Below are 19,776 nucleotides of genomic sequence, written 5' to 3'. Positions count from 1 at the left end.
GGCTCGGACGTCACCTTTACGAGCGATGAGCGCCACCGCGCCCGCCACCCGCGCGCGGTGTGCGCGGGAGCGCATGCCGAAGGAAGGCGAGCCCGCAGCAGGGCTACGCCGCACGGGTGAATCCTCTTAGGGTGATGAGTATTGGCGCCCCCGGAACCCACGAGAAGGAGCAGCGGTGAGTGACGAGCAGGTGACCGGCCCGCGGTTGCGCGGCGCGCTGGAGGGGATCCCCAGCTACAAGCCGGGACGGCCGGCCGCGGCCGGCCGTCCCGTTTCCTACAAGCTGTCCTCGAACGAGAACCCGTACCCGCCCCTGCCCGGCGTGCTGGAGTCGGTGACGGCCGCCGCCTCCTCGTTCAACCGTTACCCGGACCTGGCCTGCACGGCGCTCTGCGCCGAGCTGGCGGACCGCTTCGACGTGCCCCTTGCGCACCTGGCGACCGGCACCGGCTCCGTGGGCGTCGCCCAGCAGCTCCTCCAGGTCACGGCCGGTCCGGGGGACGAGGTGATCTACGCCTGGCGCTCCTTCGAGGCGTATCCGATCGTCACCCAGATCTCCGGTGCCGCCTCGGTGCAGGTGCCGTTGACCGGGGGAGCCGAGCGGGAGGCGCACGACCTGGACGCGATGGCGGACGCGATCACCGACCGCACCCGTCTCGTCTTCGTCTGCAACCCCAACAACCCGACGGGCGCCGCCATCTCCGGTCAGGAACTGGAACGTTTCCTCGACCGGGTGCCGCGCGACGTGCTCGTGGTGCTGGACGAGGCGTACCGCGAGTTCGTCCGGGACGAGAGCGTCGTCGACGGCCTGGACTTCTACCGCGACCGGCCCAACGTGTGCGTGCTGCGGACCTTCTCCAAGGCGTACGGCCTGGCCGGTCTGCGGGTCGGCTTCGCCGTCGCCCACGAGCCGGTGGCGGCGGCCCTGCGCAAGACGGCCGTGCCCTTCGGTGTGAGCCAGCTCGCACAGGAGGCGGCCATCGCCTCGCTGCGCAGCGAGGACGCCCTGCTGGAGCGGGTCGAGGCGCTTGTGAAAGAACGCACACGCGTGCTGGCGGGGCTGCGCTCCCAGGGCTGGACGGTGCCCGAGTCGCAGGCCAACTTCGTGTGGCTGCGGCTGGGGGAGCGCACGTCCGACTTCGCCGAGAAGGCGGAGGCGGCCGGGGTGACGGTGCGCGCTTTCCCGGGCGAGGGCGTGCGGGTGAGCATCGGCGAGACGGCTGCCAACGACATCTTCTTGCAGGTCGCGGAGGGTTTCCGCTGACCGCACCGGCTGCGTGCCGCGTCGCTTCCGGCAGTCCGCGGGGGCGGGTGGGGAGGGTTCCCGCCCGCCCCCGCGGCGTGTGCGGCGCCGGGTCAGGCGAGCGGGGTGCGCATCCGGCGGGGTCCGGGTCCGGTACCGGGGACCCCCGGGGACATGTCCGGAATGGGGGCGTCGTACGCTGGGGCTTGTGAATGTGAACGCATTCACGAGAGCTCGCCCGAACGGGGGCGTCGCAGGTAAGGAGTGAACGACGTGAACCTGGCGTTGGCGCCGGAGACACTGGCGCGGTGGCAGTTCGGCATCACGACCGTCTACCACTTCCTCTTCGTCCCGCTGACCATCTCACTGGCCACCCTCACCGCGATCCTCCAGACCGCGTGGGTGCGGACGAACAAGGAGAAGTACCTCAAGGCCACCCGCTTCTGGGGCAAGCTCTTCCTGATCAACATCGCCATGGGCGTGGTGACCGGCATCGTGCAGGAGTTCCAGTTCGGCATGAACTGGTCGGACTACTCCCGCTTCGTCGGCGACATATTCGGCGCCCCGCTCGCCTTCGAGGCGCTGATCGCCTTCTTCATGGAGTCCACGTTCATCGGACTGTGGATCTTCGGCCGGGACAAGCTGCCCAAGAAGCTCCACCTGGCCACCATCTGGCTGGTCGCCCTCGGCACCGTCGCCTCGGCCTATTTCATCCTGGCCGCGAACTCCTGGATGCAGCACCCGGTCGGCTACCGGCTCAACGAGAAGACCGGCCGCGCCGAGATGACCGACTTCTTCGGCATCCTCTTCCAGAACACCGCGCTGGCCCAGTTCTTCCACACCATGACCGCCGCCTTCCTCACCGGCGCCGCGTTCATGGTCGGCATATCCGCCTACCACCTGCTGCGCAAGAAGCACATACCCGTGATGCGCAGCTCCCTGCGGCTCGGACTGGTCACCCTCGTGATCGCCGGCCTGCTCACCGTCATCAGCGGCGACCGGCTCGGCAAGGTCATGTACGAGCAGCAGCCGATGAAGATGGCCTCCGCCGAGGCCCTGTGGGAGACCCAGGCACCCGCACCGTTCTCCGTCTTCTCCTACGGAGACGTCGACAAGGGCCACAACAAGGTCGCCATCGAGATTCCCGGCGTCCTCTCCTTCCTCGCCCACGACAACTTCTACGAGGCCGTCCCCGGCATCAACGACACCAACGCCCAGCTGAAGGAGAAGTACAAGGACACGGTGGGCCTGGACGACTACCGGCCCAACATCCCCGTCGCCTACTGGTCCTTCCGCTGGATGATCGGCTTCGGCATGGCCTCCTTCGCCCTCGGCGCCGTGGGGCTCTACCTCACCCGCCGCCGCTTCTGGCTGGCCGAGCGGCTGCGCACCGGCGAGGACGAGCGGCCCCGCCTCGCCCTCACCAGGAACCGTGAACTCTCCCCGCGCCTCGGCGTCTGGTACTGGCGGCTGTCGGCCCTCACCCTCGGCTTCCCGCTGATCGCCAACGCCTGGGGCTGGATCTTCACCGAGACCGGCCGCCAGCCCTGGGTCGTCTACGGCGTGCTGCCCACCGCCTCCGCCGTCTCCCCCGGCGTCTCCCAGGGCGAGGTCCTCACCTCACTGCTCGTCTTCACCGCGCTCTACGCGATCCTCGCCGTCATCGAGGTCAAGCTGCTGGTCAAGTACGTCAAGGCCGGGCCGCCCGAGCTGACCGAGGCCGACCTCAACCCGCCCACCCGGATCGGCGGCGACACCGGGGACGGCGCCGACGACCGGCCGATGGCCTTCTCCTACTGAGCCGCCCGAGGAACCGCGAGGAACCCCGAGGACCCCGAGAACAGGGACACCGCCATGCATCTCCACGACGTCTGGTTCGTCGTCATCGCCGTCCTGTGGATCGGCTACTTCTTCCTGGAGGGCTTCGACTTCGGAGTCGGCATCCTCACCAAGCTGCTCGCCCGCGACCGGGCCGAGCGGCGCGTACTGATCAACACCATCGGACCCGTCTGGGACGGCAACGAAGTGTGGCTGCTCAGCGCCGGCGGCGCCACCTTCGCCGCGTTCCCCGAGTGGTACGCCACCCTCTTCTCCGGCTTCTACCTGCCGCTGCTGCTCATCCTCGTCTGCCTCATCGTGCGCGGCGTCGCCTTCGAGTACCGCGCCAAGCGGGACGGCGAGCGCTGGCAGCGCAACTGGGAGCACGCCATCTTCTGGACCTCGCTGGTCACCGCGTTCCTGTGGGGCGTCGCCTTCGCCAACATCGTGCGCGGCGTCAAGATCGACCAGCACATGGAGTACGTCGGCTCCCTGGGCGACCTGCTCAACCCCTACGCCCTGCTCGGCGGCCTGCTCACCCTGGTGCTCTTCACCTTCCACGGCGCCGTCTTCACCGCGCTCAAGACCCTCGGCGACATCCGCACCCGCGCCCGGCGCCTGGCCACCGGACTCGGCGCGGCTACCGCCGTGCTCGCCCTGGCCTTCCTGCTGTGGACCCAGGCCCAGCGCGGCGGCACCGCCTCCCTCGTGGCCCTGCTCGTCGCCGTCGTCGCCCTGCTGGCCGCCATCGGCACCAACCTCGCCGGGCGCGAGGGCTGGTCGTTCACCTTCTCCGGGCTGACCATCGTCGCCGCCGTCGCGATGCTCTTCCTCGCCCTCTTCCCCGACGTCATGCCCTCGACGCTGCACCCGGACTGGAGCCTGACCGTCACCAACGCGGCCTCCACCCCCTACACGCTGAAGATCATGACCTGGTGCGCGGCCTTCGCCACCCCGATCGTCCTGCTCTACCAGGGCTGGACCTACTGGGTGTTCCGCAAGCGCATCGGCACCCAGCACCTCGCCCCCTCCGGCGGGCACTGAACCGGCACGGGAAGGTGATCGAATGCGGCCGGTAGACCCGCGACTGCTGCGGTACGCCCGCACCACGCGGTACTTCCTCCTCGCCACCGTGGCGCTCGGCCTCGCCGGCGCCGGGCTCCTCATCGCCCAGGCGGTGCTCATCGCGGACGTCGTCGTCGACGCCTACCGGCACGGCACCTTCGCCCGCGAGGCCCTGTGGTGGCTGGCCGCCGTCTCGGTCGCCCGCGGCCTGGTCTCCTGGCTCACCGAACTGGCCGCCCACCGCTCCGGCGCCGCCGTCAAGTCCCAGCTGCGGCGGCGGCTGCTGGAGCGGGCCACCGCGCTGGGCCCCGGCTATCTGACCGGTCAGCGCACCGGCGAACTCACCACCCTCGCCACCCGCGGCATCGACGCGCTCGACGACTACTTCGCCCGCTACCTGCCCCAACTCGGCCTCGCCGCCGTCGTGCCGGTGGCCGTACTGGCGCGAATCGTCACCGCCGACTGGATCTCCGCGGCCATCGTCGTCGTCACCCTCCCCCTCATCCCCCTGTTCATGGCGCTCATCGGCTGGGCCACCCAGTCCCGCATGGACCGCCAGTGGAAACTGCTGACCCGGCTGTCCGGCCACTTCCTCGACGTCGTCGCCGGACTGCCCACCCTCAAGATCTTCGGCCGCGCCAAGGTCCAGGCCGACAACATCCGCGCCATCACCGGCGACTACCGCCGCGCCACCCTGCGCACCCTGCGCCTGGCCTTCCTCTCCTCCTTCGCCCTCGAACTGCTGGCCACGATCTCCGTCGCCATCGTCGCCGTCAGCATCGGCACCCGGCTGGTGCGCGGCGACCTCGACCTCCACACCGGCCTCATGGTGCTGATCCTCGCCCCCGAGGCGTACCTCCCGCTGCGGCAGGTCGGCACCCACTACCACGCCGCCGCCGAGGGGCTGGCCGCCGCCGAGTCCGTCTTCGACGTCCTCGAACGCCCCCTGCCCGCGGCCGGCACCGCCCGCACCGACGCACGGCGGGCCACCCTCACCCTGGAGGGCGTCGCCGTACGGCACGAAGGCCGCGCCGGGTACTCCCTCGCCCCCACCGATCTGACCCTCCGCCCCGGCGAGACCGTCGCCCTCACCGGCCCGTCCGGCGGCGGCAAGTCCACCCTGCTGTCCGTACTGCTGGGCTTCACCCCACCCACCGAAGGCCGCGTCCTGGTGGACGGCGCCCCCCTCGACACGCTCGACCCCGACGACTGGCACCGGCAGATCGCCTGGGTCCCCCAGCACCCCTACCTGTTCGCCGGGACCGTCGCCGACAACGTCCGCCTCGCCCGGCCCGACGCCGACGAGCGCGCCGTCGTCCGCGCCCTCGCCGACGCCGGTGCGGCGGACCTCGACCCGGCGCAGGAGCTGGGCGAGTTCGGCGCCGGACTGTCCGCCGGTCAGCGCCGCCGCGTCGCCCTCGCCCGCGCCTTCCTCGCCGACCGGCCCCTCGTCCTCCTCGACGAACCCACCGCCGCGCTCGACGGCACCACCGAGGCGACCGTCCTGGACGCGGTACGGCGGCTGGGGGCCGACCGCACCGTCCTGCTGGTCACCCACCGCCCGGCCCTCCTGGCCACCGCGGACCGGGTGCTGACCCTCACCCCGGACGGGCCGGGCTCCGGCAGCCCGGCGCACACCTCGCCCGCGGAGCAGGCCGTCCACGGGCGCCGGGACGCGATCGCGGGTTCCGGGGTCCCGTCCGGGCCGGAGCCGGGGATGGAGGCCGGGCCGGGGCCGGGCGTGGAGACCGGGCCGGGGCTGGGCGCGGAGGCGGGGCCGGGAGCCGGGCCGGAGCTGGGTACCGGGGCCGGGCCGGAGCTGGGTACCGGGGCCGGGCCGGCGTCGGCGCTGTCGCCTTCGTCTCCGCCGTCGCCTTCGCCTCCGCCGTCGCCTTCGCCTTCGCCTTCCTCTCGGCCTTCGCCTTCGTCGCGTCCGGAGCTGGAGGCGGGATCGTGGCCGCGTCCGGAGCCGGCGGCGGGGCCGTGGCCGCGCCCGGCGGCGGATGCCGCCACCGGTGCCGCGCGGGAGGCCCGGCGTGCGCCTGCCGGGCACCCCCTCGCGCGGGTCCGCGCCATGGCCCGGGGCCTGTACGGCAAGTTCGCGCTGGCCCTCGCACTCGGCGCCCTCGCGCTCGGCAGCGCGGTCGGCCTGATGGCGACCTCCGGCTGGCTGATCTCGCGGGCCGCCCAGCAGCCGCCGATCCTCTATCTGATGGTGGCGGTCACCGCGACCCGCGCGTTCGGCATCGGGCGGGCCGTCTTCCGCTACGCGGAGCGCCTCGTCTCCCACGACGCGGCCCTCCGCGTCCTGGCGGCGCTGCGGGTGACGGTCTACCGCCGGCTGGAGCGCCTGGCCCCGGCCGGCCTGCGGCGCACGGCCCGCGGCGATCTGCTCACCCGGCTGGTCGCCGACGTGGACGCGTTGCAGGACTATTTCCTGCGCTGGCTGCTGCCGGTGACCGTCGCCGGCACCGTCTCGCTCGGCGCCGTCGCCTTCACCGGCTGGCTGCTGCCGGCGGCGGGCGCCGCACTGGCCGTCGGGCTGGCGGTCGCGGGCATCGCCGTCCCCGTACTGACCGCCGCCCTCTCCCGCCGTACGGAACGCCGGCTGGCCCCCGCACGGTCCCGGCTCGCGACCCGCACGGTGGACCTGCTGACGGGCACCGCGTCCGGGGAACTGCCCGTCACCGGGGCGCTGGCGGCCCGCCGCCGCGACGTCGCCGACGCGGACGCGGCACTGACCGGCATCGCCGCCCGCTCGGCGTCCCGCACCGCGCTGGCCGCCGGGCTCAGCACCCTGGCCACCGGCCTGACGGTGACGGCCGCCGCCTGGGCGGGGGCGCGCGCGACGACGGGCGGCGCCCTGGACGGGCTGCTGCTGGCGACGGTCGTCCTGACTCCGCTGGCCACGTTCGAGGTCGTCACGCCGCTGCCGCAGGCGGTGCAGTTCCGGCAGCGGGTGCAGCGCTCCGCGGAACGGGTGCAGGAAGTGCTGGACGCGCCGGCGCCGGTCGCGGAACCGCGGCACCCCGCGCCGCTGCCCGCCGATCCCTTCCCGCTGCGCACCCGCGGGCTGACCGTCCGCTATCCGGACGCCCCGGCCGACGCCGCGCCCGCCCTGGCCGGACTCGACCTGGACCTGACGCCGGGCCGCCGCGTCGCGGTGGTCGGCGCGTCCGGTTCCGGCAAGACCACCCTTGCCCACGCCCTGCTGCGGTTCGTGGACGCGACGGGCTCCTACACGCTCGGCTCGCCCGCCGTCCCCGCCCGCGGCGCGGACAGCGACGCGGTCCGCCGGCACGTGGGACTGTGCGCCCAGGACGCCCACCTGTTCGACAGCTCGCTGCGGGAGAACCTGCGGCTGGCCCGGCCCGACGCGACGGAGGCCGAACTGCACGCCGCACTGGCCGCCGCCCGCCTCGACGACTGGGTGACGACGCTGCCGCGGGGGCTGGACACCCTGGTCGGCGAACACGGCGCCACCCTCTCCGGCGGCCAGCGGCAGCGGCTCGCTCTGGCCCGCGCCCTGCTGGCCGACTTCCCCGTCCTCGTCCTGGACGAGCCGGCCGAACATCTGGACCTGCCCACCGCCGACGCCCTCACCGCGGATCTGCTGGCCGCCACGGAGGGCCGCACCACCTTGCTGATCACCCACCGGATGAAGGGTCTGGACCAGGTGGACGAGATCATCGTCCTGTCCGGCGGGCGCACCGTCGAACGCGGCTCCTACCGGGAACTCGCCCGCGCGGGCGGTCCCTTCGCGGCCATGCTGGCCCGCGAGAACGAGTCCGCGAGCGATGCCGCCGGGCGGGTCCCGGTCCCGCAGTACGCGTGACGGCGGGCGGGGCCTGCTCCCCGGCGGGAGGCCGCGTCTTCCGCCGGGGCTCTTGTCGGGAGGCCGCGTCTTTCGTGCCGCGCCTCCCGTGCGGAGTCCTTGTCGGGAGGCCGCGCCTCAGAGGAAGCTCTCGATCGCCTTGGCCACACCGTCCTCCTCGTTGGAGGCGGCCGTGTACGTCGTACACATCAGGACGTCCGGGTGGGCGTTCGCCATGGCGTAGGAGGTGCCGGCCCAGGTGAGCATGGCCAGGTCGTTGGGCATGTCGCCGAACGCGACGACCTCGTCGCGGGTGATGCCGCGTTCCTCGCAGGCGAGGGCGAGGGTGCTGGCCTTGCTGACCCCGCGGCCGGAGATCTCCAGCAGGGCGCTGGGGCTGGAGCGGGTGAACTCGGCGTGCGCCCCGGCGGCCTTGCGGCCGAGGGCCAGGAAGTCGTCGGGGTCCATCGTCGGATGGTGGGCGAGGAGCTTGACGACGGGCTGCGCGTAGTGGCCCTCGCTGCTGTCGGTGAGCAGGTCGTCGACGGGGGCGAAGGACGCGCCAGGGTCCATCGGGAAGGACGGGTAGTCGGGCTCGTAGTGGATGCCCTCGGTGCGCTCGACGGCGAAGGTGACGCCGGGGGCGGCGGCCCGCAGGGCGTCGACGACGGCGACCGCGTCCCGCCGGGCGAGTTCGCGGACGCGGACGACGCGGCGGCCCGCGTGCAGGTCCACGACGGCGGCGCCGTTGGCGCAGATGGCCAGGCCGTGACCGTGGACGTGGTCGCTGACGACGCCCATCCAGCGGGCGGGGCGCCCGGTGACGAAGAACACCTCGATCCCGGCCGCCTCGGCGGCGGCGAGGGCCGCGATGGTGCGGGCAGAGACCGTCTTGTCGTCCCGCAGCAGGGTGCCGTCCAGGTCGGTGGCGATCAGCCGGGGCGCGGGGCGGGTGCCGTCGGGCTGCGGGCGGGGGCTCTTCGGGGTGAGGTGTTCAGGCGGATGAGTCACAGGCACCATCTTCGCGCATATGCCTGAACAAGCGTGCGAAATGGCGCACAGATGAGAGCACACAGGGAGAAGCTGATGCACGCCAGGCGCATGACAGGGCGCACGGTGTGGCACCGGAGCGTCGACTTCCGGCCACCCGGACGGGAGGGGACGGCCACCACCCGGAGTGCGGCGGGGAGTACGTGCGGGGTACGTGCGGGGTACGTGCGGGGTGCTGTCGGGAGTACGGCGCGGGGTGCGGCCGGTGGGGCGGCGCGGCGTCCGGCCGGCGGTGTGGGGCCCGGCAGCGCGGGCTGAAGTGAGGGCTGGAGCGGGGCCTGGCAGCGGGGGCCGGAACGTGGCCGGTAGGGGCGCGGGGGACGTGTTCGGTGGTGCGGCGCGGAGGACGTGCCCGGTGGTGCGGGCCGGGGACGTGCCCGGTGATGCGGGCTGGAGTGCGGGCTGGAGCGATGTGGCCGGTAGGTGGGCGCAGGCGACGTGTCCGGTGGGGGCGGCGTGGGGGACGTGCCGGGTAGTGGGGTCGGGGGGCGTGGCCGGTGGTGCGGGGCGGCGGCGGACGTGGCCGGTAGGTGGGCGCAGGCGACGTGTCCGGTGGGGCTGCGCGAGGGCGTTCCCGGTAGTGGGGGCCCAGCGGCGTGCCCGGTGGTGCGGGGCAGGGGCGTGCCCGGTGGTGCGGCCAGGGACGTGCCCGGTAGTGGGGCCAGGGGCATGCCACGGTAGTGGGCCCAGGGACGCGGCCCGGAACGTTGCCCCGAACCGGAGCGGAAGCGACTTACCGCACCAAACCGGGCACAATCGAAGTGAGCGCTTCATGAGTGCTGTGCTTCCGCGCTTCGGGAAGGAGCGGCCGTCATGGCCCCTCACTCGCGCTACGTCGCCGACCGTGGCCTGACCACCCGGATGGTCACCACGATGTTCTTCATCGGCCTGCTCTACGTCGTCCTCGTCGGCGTCCTGGTGGCGGCGCTGGGCAATGCCTGGCCGCTGGTCCTGGTGATCGCGGGCGGGCTGTTCGTGGCCCAGTTCTGGTTCAGCGACAAGATCGCCGCCTTCAGCATGGGCGCCCGCGAGGTCACCCCCCAGCAGGCTCCCGAACTGCACGGTGCCGTCGACCGGCTGTGCGCCCTCGCCGACATGCCCAAACCCAGGGTGGCCATCGCCGACAGCGACGTACCGAACGCCTTCGCCACGGGCCGTAACCAGCGCAACGCGATGGTGTGCGCCACCACCGGGCTGATGCGCCGCCTGGAGCGCGACGAACTCGAAGGAGTGCTCTCCCACGAGCTGTCCCACGTCGCGCACCGTGACGTCACCGTCATGACCATCGCCTCGTTCCTCGGGGTGCTGGCCGGAATCCTCACCCGCGTCGCCCTGTGGGGCGGCATCGGCCGCAGCGCCGGCCGGGACAACAACGGGGTGGGGCTGCTCGTGCTGATCGTCCCGCTGGTCAGCGCCGTCGTCTACGTGATCAGCTTCCTGCTGACCCGGCTGCTGTCGCGCTACCGCGAACTGTCGGCCGACCGCGCCGGCGCCCTGCTGACCGGTCGTCCCTCCACGCTCGCCTCCGCCCTCACCAAGATCAGCGGCGACATGTCCCGCATCCCCACCCGGGACCTGCGCAAGGCCGAGCCGTACAACGCGTTCTTCTTCGTGCCCGCCTTCTCCGGCGAGAGCCTCGCCACCCTCTTCTCCTCGCACCCGCCGCTGGAGAGGCGACTGGAACAGCTCCGCCGGATCTCCACCCAGCTCGGGCAGTGACCGCTCCATTCGGAAGGGGAGCCCCGTGGGCCTGTGGGACGTGCTCCTGGGCCGCAGCAAACCCAAGCGGCCCGACCTCGACCAACTGTTCGCCCTCCCCGCTGCGGCCCTCACCCTCCAGGCCGGTACGGACTTCCGGCCGGCCGGCGTCGGCGCCGTCTGCTTCGCCAGCGTCGAGGGCGGCGCCTTCACCCGGCTCCAGCGGGAGGTGCGGCAACTGCTGGACGCGGACACCTCGCGCGGCGGCATCCCCGTCGAGTTCGGCCGGGACGACTACGGCTACACCTGGCTGACCGCCCGCCACCCGGCCGACGCCATGGCGGACCTCGTCAACGATCTGCACGCCGTCAACACCCTGCTGGAAGAGGCCGGTTTCGGGCCCCAACTGCTCTGCTCCGTCGTGGCGTTCCGTGCGGAGTCCGGGCGCTCCCTCGCGCTGATCTACCTCTACAAGCGCGGCACCTTCTACCCCTTCGCCCCGCTGCCGGGCACCGCCGAGAAGCGCGACAACGCACTCGAACTCCAGGTCAGCGGGCTGCTCACCGACGATCTGCCGGTCGAGGAGGACCTCGGCCGCTGGTTCCCCGTGTGGGGCGCCCCCGGTCTGTGACCATCGGGAAACCGCTTGGTCCCGGGTCTGTGCCCGCGGCCCCCCCTGGTCGCGACGGCCTGACGGTCTCTGGCAGGATCTTGCGCCACACGAACTCGGACAGGCGTGCGGTGTCACGCCGAATTTGACGTGCCCGTGGCAACGAGAGTCCGGCGCGTCCAACGGGGACCCAACGGGGAAAGTGAGGAAGACATGCGTACGTGGACTCGCGCTGTTCCGGTGACGGCCGGCGCGCTGGTGCTCGCCCTGGCAGTCACCGGGTGCAACTCGGACACGGGGAAGAAGGGGCACGGGAAATCGGACACGTCCTCGTCCTCCTCCGGCGGCGGTTCCGACTCCTCCTCCGAGGACAAGACCAGCTACCGGCTCGGCGAGGCCAGCCCGGTCCAGAAGAGCGACGAGGCCAAGTCCAAGGGCGCGACGTTCACGGTCACACCGACCAAGGTGCAGACCGGTACCAAGGCCGACATGGACAACTCCGGCCTGGAGAAGGACAAGGACGACAAGCCCAAGATCCCGGTCTACGTCTGGTCCACGCTCACCCACAAGAGCGGCAAGCCGATGGAGATCGGCGACATGGACGACGACCTGGTCGTCAAGACGGACAAGGGCACCCGCACCAGGGCCCTCATCGTCATCCTCGGCGAGGCCAAGTGGCCCAACTGCCCGGCGCCCGACACCAGCAAGAAGCTGAACCCCGGCCAGTCGGAGAAGATCTGCACCGCCTTCCTCGTCCCCGAGGGGGAGAAGGCGGCAGCCGTCGAGCTGTCGCGGGGCTTCTACAAGAAGCCCCTGGAGTGGCCGGTCAAGAACTGACACCGGCACGAGGCGCGGACCTGCGGTGGGACCCGGCCCTGGGGCCGGGTCCACCCTGTCGCCGGGCGGGCGGCCGGCCGCGTGCGGTTGTCGCGCTGTGCGCGGCGTGCGGTGTTGAGCCGTGCGCCGCGTGTCGCGCTCTGTCGTGCCGTGCGCCGCGTGCGGTGGTCGCGCCGCGCGGGGCCGATCCGCGCCCCTGCGGCGCGCTGTTCCGCGCCGCGTGTGGGGCCGCGCTTCAGCGGGGCCGTTCTCCAGCGGGGGCCCGCCGGGCGTCGTGGCTCGCGGAAGCGGACGTCTGTGGTGCGGGGGACGTTCTCGATCTCGTCGTCCAACGCCCCTTCCGCCCCACGGGCGGCAATCGCCGCAGGCACCACCTCGCCGAAGTGCTCCGCCGTCGGCCCGCTGCCGGTCCACCGCCGGTCCGCAGCCGGTCCGCCGTCAGGGCCTCGTACGTGGCGTGCGCGTCGTGCACGTCGTCACGTCGTGCGCGGCGTGCGCGGCGTGTGGAAGGACGACGCGGTGGTCCCGGACGAGGGCCGTACGCCTCGTCGCGCCCACACACATCCCGGACAGCACGCAGCCAGCACACGGCCGGCGCCTCCGCAGATGCCGGTCCTCGCCGATCTCACCGATTCCGCCGCGCCGCCCCTAGCATGACGGCATGGCGAAGACCGCGACGATCTACCACAACACCCGCTGCGGCACGTCCCGCACGGTGCTGGCCCATCTGCGCGACGCCGGGTACGAACCGGAGATCGTGGAGTACCTCAAGACCCCGCCCGACGAGGCGACCCTGCGCACCCTTGTCGCGGACGCGGGGCTGACCGTCCGCGACGTCATCCGCACCAAGGAGCCCGCCTGCCGCGAACTCGCGCTCGACCGGCCCGAGCTGAGCGACGACGAGCTGATCGCCGCGCTCGTCGCGAACCCCGTCCTCATCCAACGCCCCTTCGTCGTCACCGAGAACGGCACCCGGCTGGCCCGTCCGGCCGAGACGGTGGACGAGATCCTCTGACGCGGCCGGTCGGCCGGTCGGCCGGCCGGTGGGCCGGGGACGGGGTGGGCCGTCGGCCGCCGTGCTCAGCGGACCAGGGGTGCGGCCACGGAGACGAACCCCTCGATGGCCCGCCGGGACTCCGTGTCCAGCGCGTCGTGCTCCTCCTGCTCCCGCGCGGTGGACACCGCCCAGGTGCACCGGTAGGCGCGTTCGGCGGCGGCGGTCACCTGGGCGTCGTCGGTGAGGAGTTTGACGCGGTAGAGCGCTTGACGCGCCACAGTCCGCAGGCGGTGCGCCTCGTCGCGGGCGGCGATGAAGGCGGCCCCGCCCGGATCGCCGACGCTCCGGTACCAGCGGTCCGACTGGCCGTGCCGGTAATCCTCCACCGCCGCGGCGAACGTGCTGTAGGTGGCGATCCGCTCCTGCCGCAGCGCCTCGGACCGCGCGAACTCCTCCGCCCGGCGGGCGTCACGGCGCTGGAAGGCATGCGTGACGACCGACCCCAGCAGCGTGCCCAGTACCGCGACGGCACTCGCCCACAACGCCTCCACCGCGCCGCCCTCGGCGCGGCGGGGCCGGACGGAACGGCCGCACGGAACGCCGGGTCGCGGACGGCTGCACGGGCCGCCGGGTCGCGGACGGCCGCTCCGTCGCCCGGCCGGCGGCGCGGCGACGGGAAACGGTCCGCCGCTCGTGGTCGTGAGGGGCGACTGCGGCTCTGTCGGCTTCTCGTCTGGTCATGTTCCCCTCATGATGACCGAGGGTGCCGGGCCCGCGGGAGGGGCCCGGCCGAGCGGCGTCCGCCGGAGCCGGTTCAGGACGGCAGGTGGCTCATCCAGCGGGAGACGCCCCCGTAGGCCATCGGCACGATCTCCTTGTACGCCAGCCCGTCGTCCAGCGTCACCACCAGCCGGCAGAACGGCGGGTACCACGTCCTGTGCAGATGGGCCCGCCTGTCGAAGACCGCCTCCAGGAAGGCCGGAGTGGCCTCACGCGGCAGGTCGTGGAAGGTCACCTGGTCCAGCGTGATGTGCGCGTCCCCCTCCTCGAAGATCTGCACCGTGACGTGCGGGGTGAACGGCGTGCCGTCCGGGCCGTCGGTCGCCGGGATCTCCAGCAGCGCCTCGTGGGGGAGGGAACCGTCCTCGTCCGTGACGGCGAACGCCCCCGCCGCCGTACGCCGCGACGACTGGTCCACGCCGATCGCATGCTCCACGGTCACCGGCAGCAGGCGCCGCTCGGCCAGCGCACACAGCACCGCGACGGCCGCCTCCGTGCTGTGGATCTGAGGCGGGTGCTGCGGATGATGCGGCTGGTTCCCGTGCGGCGGTCGTGACTGGTCCACACCACCGAGGATGCCCGCCGCGACGGCCACCCGCGAACCGCGAGCGGACCGGCCGGCCCTCGGAGGAGGGGCACGGGAGAACGGAGGAAGGGGCGCGCCCCCTCGGCCCGACGGCGACGGGACACTCCGGCCGCCCGCGCGGACGGGGCATAGGGTCGTGGCATGCGTCTGAGCACTGTGATCCTCCCCGTCCGCCGCTGGTCCGAGGGCGGCCGGGAAAGGTGGCAGCGGGCCGAGCAGCTCGGCTTCCACACCGCGTACACCTACGACCACCTCACGTGGCGGGTGCCGTTCCGGGACGGTCCCTGGTTCGGGGCCGTACCCACCCTGACGGCCGCCGCGGCGACCACCAGCCGACTGCGGCTGGGCACCCTGGTCACCTCACCCAACTTCCGGCACCCCGTCCCGCTCGCCAAGGACCTGATCACGCTGGACGACCTCAGCGACGGCCGCCTGACCCTCGGCATCGGAGCGGGCGGCTCCGGCTTCGATGCGACCGTCCTGGGCGGACAGCCCTGGACACCCCGCGAACGCGCCGACCGCTTCGCGGAGTTCGTCCCCCTGCTGCACCGGCTGCTGACCGAGGACGAGGTCTCCGCCGAGGGCACCTACTACACCGCGCACGAGGCGCGGGGGCTGCCCGGCTGCGTCCAGCGGCCCCGCATCCCGTTCACCGTCGCGGCGACCGGGCCGCGCGGACTGCGGCTGGCCGCCCGTTACGGACAGTCCTGGGTGACCACCGGCGAGCCCGGCGGCAAGGAGAGCGGAACGCCCGACGCCACGCTGGACACCCTCGCCCGCCAGACCGAGGCGCTGGCCAAGGCGTGCGCGGAGGCCGGACGGGACCCGGCCACCATCGGCCGCACCCTGCTGACCGGACTCACCTCCGACCGCCTCCTCGACTCCCTCGACGCCTTCGTCGACTTCGCCGGCCGGCTCGACGCCCTCGGCTTCGACGAGATCGTGGTGCACTGGCCGCTGCCCGGTACGCGGTTCGAGGCCGACGAGACTGTCTTCGAACGCATCGCCACGGAAGGCCTCGCCCAATTGGGACACGACCCGACCGCCCAGCGGTAGCCGTGCCGCACGGCCGGTCGGCCGGCCGCTAGTCCCCCGGGGCGGGGTCGGCCGCGCGTTCGGCGTGTTCAGCGTGGTCCACACGTTCCGTGCCACCTTTGCCGTGTTCCGCCGCCATGCGGTCCATCGTGCGGGCCCGTACCTCCCGGTCCGCCGCGGCGGCGATGAAGGCGGGCGTGCGGGACTCGCCGACCAGATCGCGTACCGCCTCCACCGTGCCGGCCGGCAACCGCACCTGCTCGGTTCGCGGGGCGGCACCGGGCGCCGGCGCCGTGGTGGAGGCGCCGGCCGAGCGCAGATGGGCGCGCAGGCTGCGGGTCGCCAGCTTCTGCATGGCCCGGGCGAGTTCGGCCTCCACGGTCTGCTGCGCCAGCGGCCGGAGGCGGCGCACCAAATCCGCCGCCTCGGAGGCGTCCGCCCCGGCGAGGTGGGGGCCTGTGTAGCGGGCGAAGACGTGCTCGTCGGTGAACTCCAGGAAGCGTGCGGCTATGTGCTCGACCTGTCCGCGCAGCTCCCGCAGCTGCTCGGTGATGGCCAGCAACGGGACGCCCGCCCTGTGCAGTTCGGCGGCCACCGACAGCTCCTGGGGGCTGGGGACCCGGAACACGCCGTCCTTCCCGGGGAGCGGTTCCAGCACGCCCAGTGCCACCGCTTCGGCGACGGCCGCCTCGTCCCGCTCGCCGCCGAAGAGTTCGTCCAGTTCCGCGCGGGAGACGTGGCCGGACTCCTCATCGCTCCACGGTCCGTCCACCTCGGCCACCAGGCCCAGCACCCGGCCCAGCCCGCGCCCCTCGTCCCACGCCTGCAACAGCTCCTTTATCGACGCCAGCGTGTACCCCCGCTCCAGCAGGTCGGCGATCTGCCGCAGCCGGGCCAGGTGCGAGTCGTCGTACACGTTGGCCCGGCCGCGCCGCTCGGGCCTGGGCAGCAGGCCCTTGTCCTGGTAGGCGCGGATCGTGCGCACCGTCGCCCCGCTGCGGTGCGCCAGATCCTCGATGCGGTACTCGGGGGCCGGAGGCGGGGTGGGGGTCATCGTGCGGGCTCCTGGGTGGGTGCCGGCGGCCCGCCCCGTGCGGCCCGGTGCGGGACGGGCCCCACGGCGTGGGTCATACCGGTGGCTGGATGCGGGCCATGCCGCGCAGGACGCGCGGCGCGAGGCGGGACAGCAGCCGGGCTGCGCGGGCCTCGGGGGTGACCGTGACCACCGCCTGGTTGCGGACGACGGCGCGCAGCACGGCCTCGGCGACCTTCTCCGGAGGATAGTTGCGTATGCCGTACAGCCGTGCGGCGCGGCTCCTGAGCCGCTGCCGCGCCCGCTCGTCCGCTCCCGCGAACCGCGCGGTGCGGGTGAGTCCGGTGTTGACGAAGCCGGGGCAGACGGCTGTCACCCCGATGTCCTGGTCGGCCAGTTCCGCACGCAGGCACTCGGTGAGCATCAGGACGGCGGCTTTGGAGGTGCTGTACGCGGGCAGGGTCCGGGAGGGCTGGTAGGCGGACGCCGCGGCGGTGTTGACGATGTGGCCGCCCTGGCCGCGTTCGGCCATCTGCCGGCCGAAGAGGCGGCAGCCGTGGATGACGCCCCACAGGTTGACGTCCAGTGTGTGCTTCCAGTCCTGCGTCGTGGTGTCCAGGAAGGGCCCCGCCATCCCGACGCCCGCGTTGTTGACCAGCACATCGACCGTGCCGTACTCGGCGGCCACCTTCTCCGCCAGCTTCTCCATCGCCTGTTCGTCGGCGACGTCCACGGTCTCCGCCCATGCCTCGGGCGCTCCCGCCAGGCGGGCGAGCTGTGCGGTGCGGTGCGCGCCGTCCCCGTCGCGGTCCACCGCGATCACGCGGGCGCCCGCCTCGGCGAAGGAGAACGCCGTGGCCCGGCCGATGCCGCTGCCCGCCCCGGTGACCAGCACCAGCCGGTCGGCGAACCGGTCCGCGTAGGGACCGGTGGCCGCCGGCTCGACGGCGGGCAGGCCCGGCTGGTGGCCGTCCACGAAACCGGCGATCCAGGAGGCGAGCTGCTCGGGCCGGGTGCGGGGCACCCAGTGCTTGGCGCGCAGAGTGCGGCGGGTGAGCCGGGGTGCCCACTGCTCCAGGTCGTCGTAGAGGTACGTGCTGAGGAAGGCGTCCTCGGTGGGCGTGATGAGCTGGACGGGCACGTGGGCGTAGCAGTCGGTGCGGGGGCGGCGCAGCCTTGCGCGGATGTTGTCGCGGTAGAGCCAGGCGCCGTGTGCCGCGTCCCGGGCCAGGGTGGTGGGGCGCCCGGTGGCGGGCACCTTCTCGGTGCGCTCCAGGATGCGGGGCCAGCGTTTGCCCAGCGGGCCCCGCCAGGCCAGCTCGGGCAGCACGGGGGTGTGCAGCGCGTACACGTACCACGATTTGGCGCCCTGGCCGAGGAGTTGCGCCACGCGGCGCGGGGTGGGGCGGGACAGCCGCCGTGCGATCCAGTGGCCGAAGTGGTCCAGGGAGGGGCCGGAGACGGAGGTGAAGGAGGCGATCCGCCCCTCGGTGCGGGCGACCGTCGCGAACTCCCAGCCCTGCACGGAGCCCCAGTCGTGGCCGACCAGGTGCACCGGTTCGTCCGGGCTGACCGCGTCGGCGACGGCGAGGAAGTCGTCGGTCAGCTTCTCCAGTGTGAAGCCGCCGCGCAGCGGCTTGGGCGCGGTCGAGTGGCCGCAGCCGCGCACGTCGTAGAGCACCACGTGGAAGCGGTCCTTGAGGAGATCCGCGACCTGGGCCCAGACCTCCTTGTTGTCCGGGTAGCCGTGCAGGAGCACCACCGTCGGATGCCGGGGGTCGCCCAGCTCGGCGACGCACAGTTCGATCCCTCCGGTGGCGACCTGGCGTACGCGTGTGTCCGCGGGCAGACCGTTGCCCGGCTGCGCGGTGCCGTCCGGCTGCGTGGTGCCCTCGGCTCCGCCGCCGGTCCGCCGCCCGGGCTCGGGGGTGTTCCGCCGGCCCTGTTCGTGGCCGGCCCGTCGCTCGGGTCCGTGGCCGGCCCGCTGATCGGGCCCGCGGCCGTCCGGCCGGCCGGGCTCGGGGCCGTCCGGACGGCCCGTGGGGGATGTGTTCATACCGCCTGTGCCTCCTCCTGCCAGCGCCGCACATGCGGCAGATCGTCGTCCAGCCAGAACGCGCTCTGTTCCGGATCCCGCGAGTCGGTGACGACCAGCAGCTCCGCGAACTTGGCGCCGGTGCCCCGGAACCACAGGTGGGGTTCGGCCACCCACAGGCCGGGCCGGGGCGGCCGGTCGGGGGCGCGGCACCCGTACCGTCCGGACCACCGTGGCGGAAGGCGGTGCGCGGGGCCGCTCTCCCGTTCATACGGGGAAGCTGCCACCGGGTGGAGGAGGGCGCCGAGGGGCCGGGTGTGCGGAGGGGTGCCGTAGCCCTGGACCGCGCTCAGCCGTTCCACTTCCTCGTGCAGCTCGCGCAGGGTCCTTCGTTCCCGCACCCGCCGCAGGAGCAGCTCCCGGTGGGCGCGCAGGTCCGTCATCAGCCTTTCGTGCACCGGGTCGGGGCCCAGGCAGCCGGAGTAGCCGACGACCGTGGTGCGGCCGGCGAGTACCGGCGCCATGTCGAGGACGAAGGGCATGCTCGCTGCCAGTTTCCGGTCGGTGGGCAGCAGCCGGCGGGGCGGGGCGCACCCCGCCAGTCCCGCCGTCCGGCTCAGCCCGGCAGTCCGGCCCAGGCCGGCCGGGGCGGGGAGGACGGTGCGGTCCCCGAACCAGGCGAGGGGAGGCCGGGAACGGTTGACGCCGCCGTGCTCGCGCAGCCACTCCAGCTGCATCCGCGCGGCCTCGCGCTCGGTGGTTCCCGGGCGCAGGCGGGCGGCGACCGACTCGGCGCAGGCGTAGGCCCGTTGCTGTGCCCTGCGGAACGCGGGCAGCTCGGCGGTGGTGCGGCCGGTCTTCGTCGGGAGCATCGCCAACCTTCCGTCCGGGCGCGTGGACGCGCGGGGTGAGGAGTGCCGGGGGTGCCCGGAGCGACCGGGACACCCGGAGAACCGGGGCGGGTGGAGCGTCGGGCGCGCGAGGAGCTGCGCGGAGCGCGCGGTCGTGGGAGCCTTCCGTGAGCGGGGCGTGCCGCAGCGTGAGCACGTTGACACCGACGAATGTGACATCGGCCCGTGGCCCGGTCAAGGCCCCCTCCCCGCCTGTGGATAACTCCCGCGGACCGCCCCGGCCGGCCCGCCGACCCGCGCCCGGCAGGCTTGCGCCCCGCCTCC

15 protein-coding genes are annotated in these 19,776 nt (G+C 73.3%); 9 read left to right on the top strand and 6 right to left on the bottom strand.

The window, feature by feature from the left end:
* Positions 1 to 175: 175 nt before the first annotated feature.
* The 4 genes from hisC (at position 176) to cydD (ending at position 7,961) form a co-directional block, all read left to right on the top strand.
* A complete protein-coding gene (gene hisC / locus IO40_RS0100600; RefSeq protein ID WP_016472118.1) occupies positions 176 to 1,264 on the top strand; it encodes a histidinol-phosphate transaminase in 1,089 nt (362 codons plus the stop codon).
* A gap of 252 nt (positions 1,265 to 1,516) precedes the next feature.
* Positions 1,517 to 3,043 (top strand): cytochrome ubiquinol oxidase subunit I, encoded by a 1,527-nt coding sequence (locus IO40_RS0100595; RefSeq protein WP_016472119.1) that lies wholly within the window; start codon positions 1,517 to 1,519, stop codon positions 3,041 to 3,043.
* A gap of 54 nt (positions 3,044 to 3,097) precedes the next feature.
* Positions 3,098 to 4,105 carry a cytochrome d ubiquinol oxidase subunit II gene (gene cydB, locus IO40_RS0100590; RefSeq protein ID WP_016472120.1) on the top strand — a complete coding sequence of 336 codons (1,008 nt, stop codon included), beginning with the start codon at positions 3,098 to 3,100 and terminating at the stop codon, positions 4,103 to 4,105.
* A 22-nt stretch (positions 4,106 to 4,127) separates the two neighbouring features.
* Positions 4,128 to 7,961 carry a thiol reductant ABC exporter subunit CydD gene (gene cydD / locus IO40_RS0100585; protein ID WP_031174630.1) on the top strand — a complete coding sequence of 1,278 codons (3,834 nt, stop codon included), beginning with the start codon at positions 4,128 to 4,130 and terminating at the stop codon, positions 7,959 to 7,961.
* A 117-nt stretch (positions 7,962 to 8,078) separates the two neighbouring features.
* Here cydD and IO40_RS0100580 read toward each other — a convergent pair whose 3' ends face one another.
* A complete protein-coding gene (locus IO40_RS0100580; protein ID WP_016472122.1) occupies positions 8,079 to 8,960 on the bottom strand; it encodes a Cof-type HAD-IIB family hydrolase in 882 nt (293 codons plus the stop codon).
* An 843-nt stretch (positions 8,961 to 9,803) separates the two neighbouring features.
* On the opposite strand from IO40_RS0100580, the gene htpX reads away from it, so the two are divergent.
* The 4 genes from htpX to arsC all read left to right on the top strand — a co-directional run bounded on the left by htpX (position 9,804) and on the right by arsC (position 13,150).
* Positions 9,804 to 10,709, top strand: a complete 906-nt coding sequence (htpX, locus tag IO40_RS0100575; RefSeq protein WP_031174629.1) for a zinc metalloprotease HtpX — start codon at positions 9,804 to 9,806, stop codon at positions 10,707 to 10,709.
* Between the two features lie 25 nt (positions 10,710 to 10,734).
* Complete coding sequence (pspAB, locus tag IO40_RS0100570; protein ID WP_016472124.1) at positions 10,735 to 11,319, top strand: PspA-associated protein PspAB; 585 nt, start codon at positions 10,735 to 10,737, stop codon at positions 11,317 to 11,319.
* Between the two features lie 192 nt (positions 11,320 to 11,511).
* On the top strand, positions 11,512 to 12,135 hold the full coding sequence (locus tag IO40_RS0100565) for a hypothetical protein (RefSeq protein WP_016472125.1): 624 nt from the start codon (positions 11,512 to 11,514) through the stop codon (positions 12,133 to 12,135).
* 661 nt (positions 12,136 to 12,796) lie between these two features.
* The gene (gene arsC / locus IO40_RS0100560) at positions 12,797 to 13,150 is read left to right on the top strand and encodes an arsenate reductase (glutaredoxin) (RefSeq protein WP_016472126.1); all 354 of its coding nucleotides are present in this window, start codon (positions 12,797 to 12,799) and stop codon (positions 13,148 to 13,150) included.
* Positions 13,151 to 13,215: 65 nt separating this feature from the next.
* On the opposite strand, the gene IO40_RS0100555 is transcribed toward arsC, so the two are convergent.
* Both IO40_RS0100555 and IO40_RS0100550 read right to left on the bottom strand, forming a co-directional pair.
* Positions 13,216 to 13,683, bottom strand: coding sequence for a hypothetical protein (locus tag IO40_RS0100555; protein WP_016472127.1), 468 nt, complete (start codon positions 13,681 to 13,683; stop codon positions 13,216 to 13,218).
* Between the two features lie 263 nt (positions 13,684 to 13,946).
* The gene (locus tag IO40_RS0100550; RefSeq protein WP_234336510.1) at positions 13,947 to 14,477 is read right to left on the bottom strand and encodes a hypothetical protein; all 531 of its coding nucleotides are present in this window, start codon (positions 14,475 to 14,477) and stop codon (positions 13,947 to 13,949) included.
* Between the two features lie 162 nt (positions 14,478 to 14,639).
* Between IO40_RS0100550 and IO40_RS0100545 the strand changes: the two genes are divergently transcribed.
* Complete coding sequence (locus tag IO40_RS0100545) at positions 14,640 to 15,554, top strand: LLM class flavin-dependent oxidoreductase (RefSeq protein ID WP_031174627.1); 915 nt, start codon at positions 14,640 to 14,642, stop codon at positions 15,552 to 15,554.
* Positions 15,555 to 15,582: 28 nt separating this feature from the next.
* On the opposite strand, the gene IO40_RS0100540 is transcribed toward IO40_RS0100545, so the two are convergent.
* The 3 genes from IO40_RS0100540 to IO40_RS0100530 all read right to left on the bottom strand — a co-directional run bounded on the left by IO40_RS0100540 (position 15,583) and on the right by IO40_RS0100530 (position 19,473).
* A complete protein-coding gene (locus IO40_RS0100540) occupies positions 15,583 to 16,587 on the bottom strand; it encodes a MerR family transcriptional regulator (protein WP_031174626.1) in 1,005 nt (334 codons plus the stop codon).
* Positions 16,588 to 16,660: 73 nt separating this feature from the next.
* Positions 16,661 to 18,622 carry an SDR family oxidoreductase gene (locus tag IO40_RS0100535; protein WP_234336511.1) on the bottom strand — a complete coding sequence of 654 codons (1,962 nt, stop codon included), beginning with the start codon at positions 18,620 to 18,622 and terminating at the stop codon, positions 16,661 to 16,663.
* Positions 18,619 to 19,473, bottom strand: a complete 855-nt coding sequence (locus IO40_RS0100530; protein WP_031174624.1) for a M24 family metallopeptidase — start codon at positions 19,471 to 19,473, stop codon at positions 18,619 to 18,621. Before IO40_RS0100530 ends, IO40_RS0100535 begins: the two co-directional genes overlap by 4 nt.
* Positions 19,474 to 19,776: the final 303 nt, after the last annotated feature.

Source organism: Streptomyces albus subsp. albus, assembly GCF_000725885.1.
Lineage (GTDB): Bacteria > Actinomycetota > Actinomycetes > Streptomycetales > Streptomycetaceae > Streptomyces > Streptomyces albus.
This window is presented reverse-complemented; position numbering and strand designations above follow the sequence as displayed.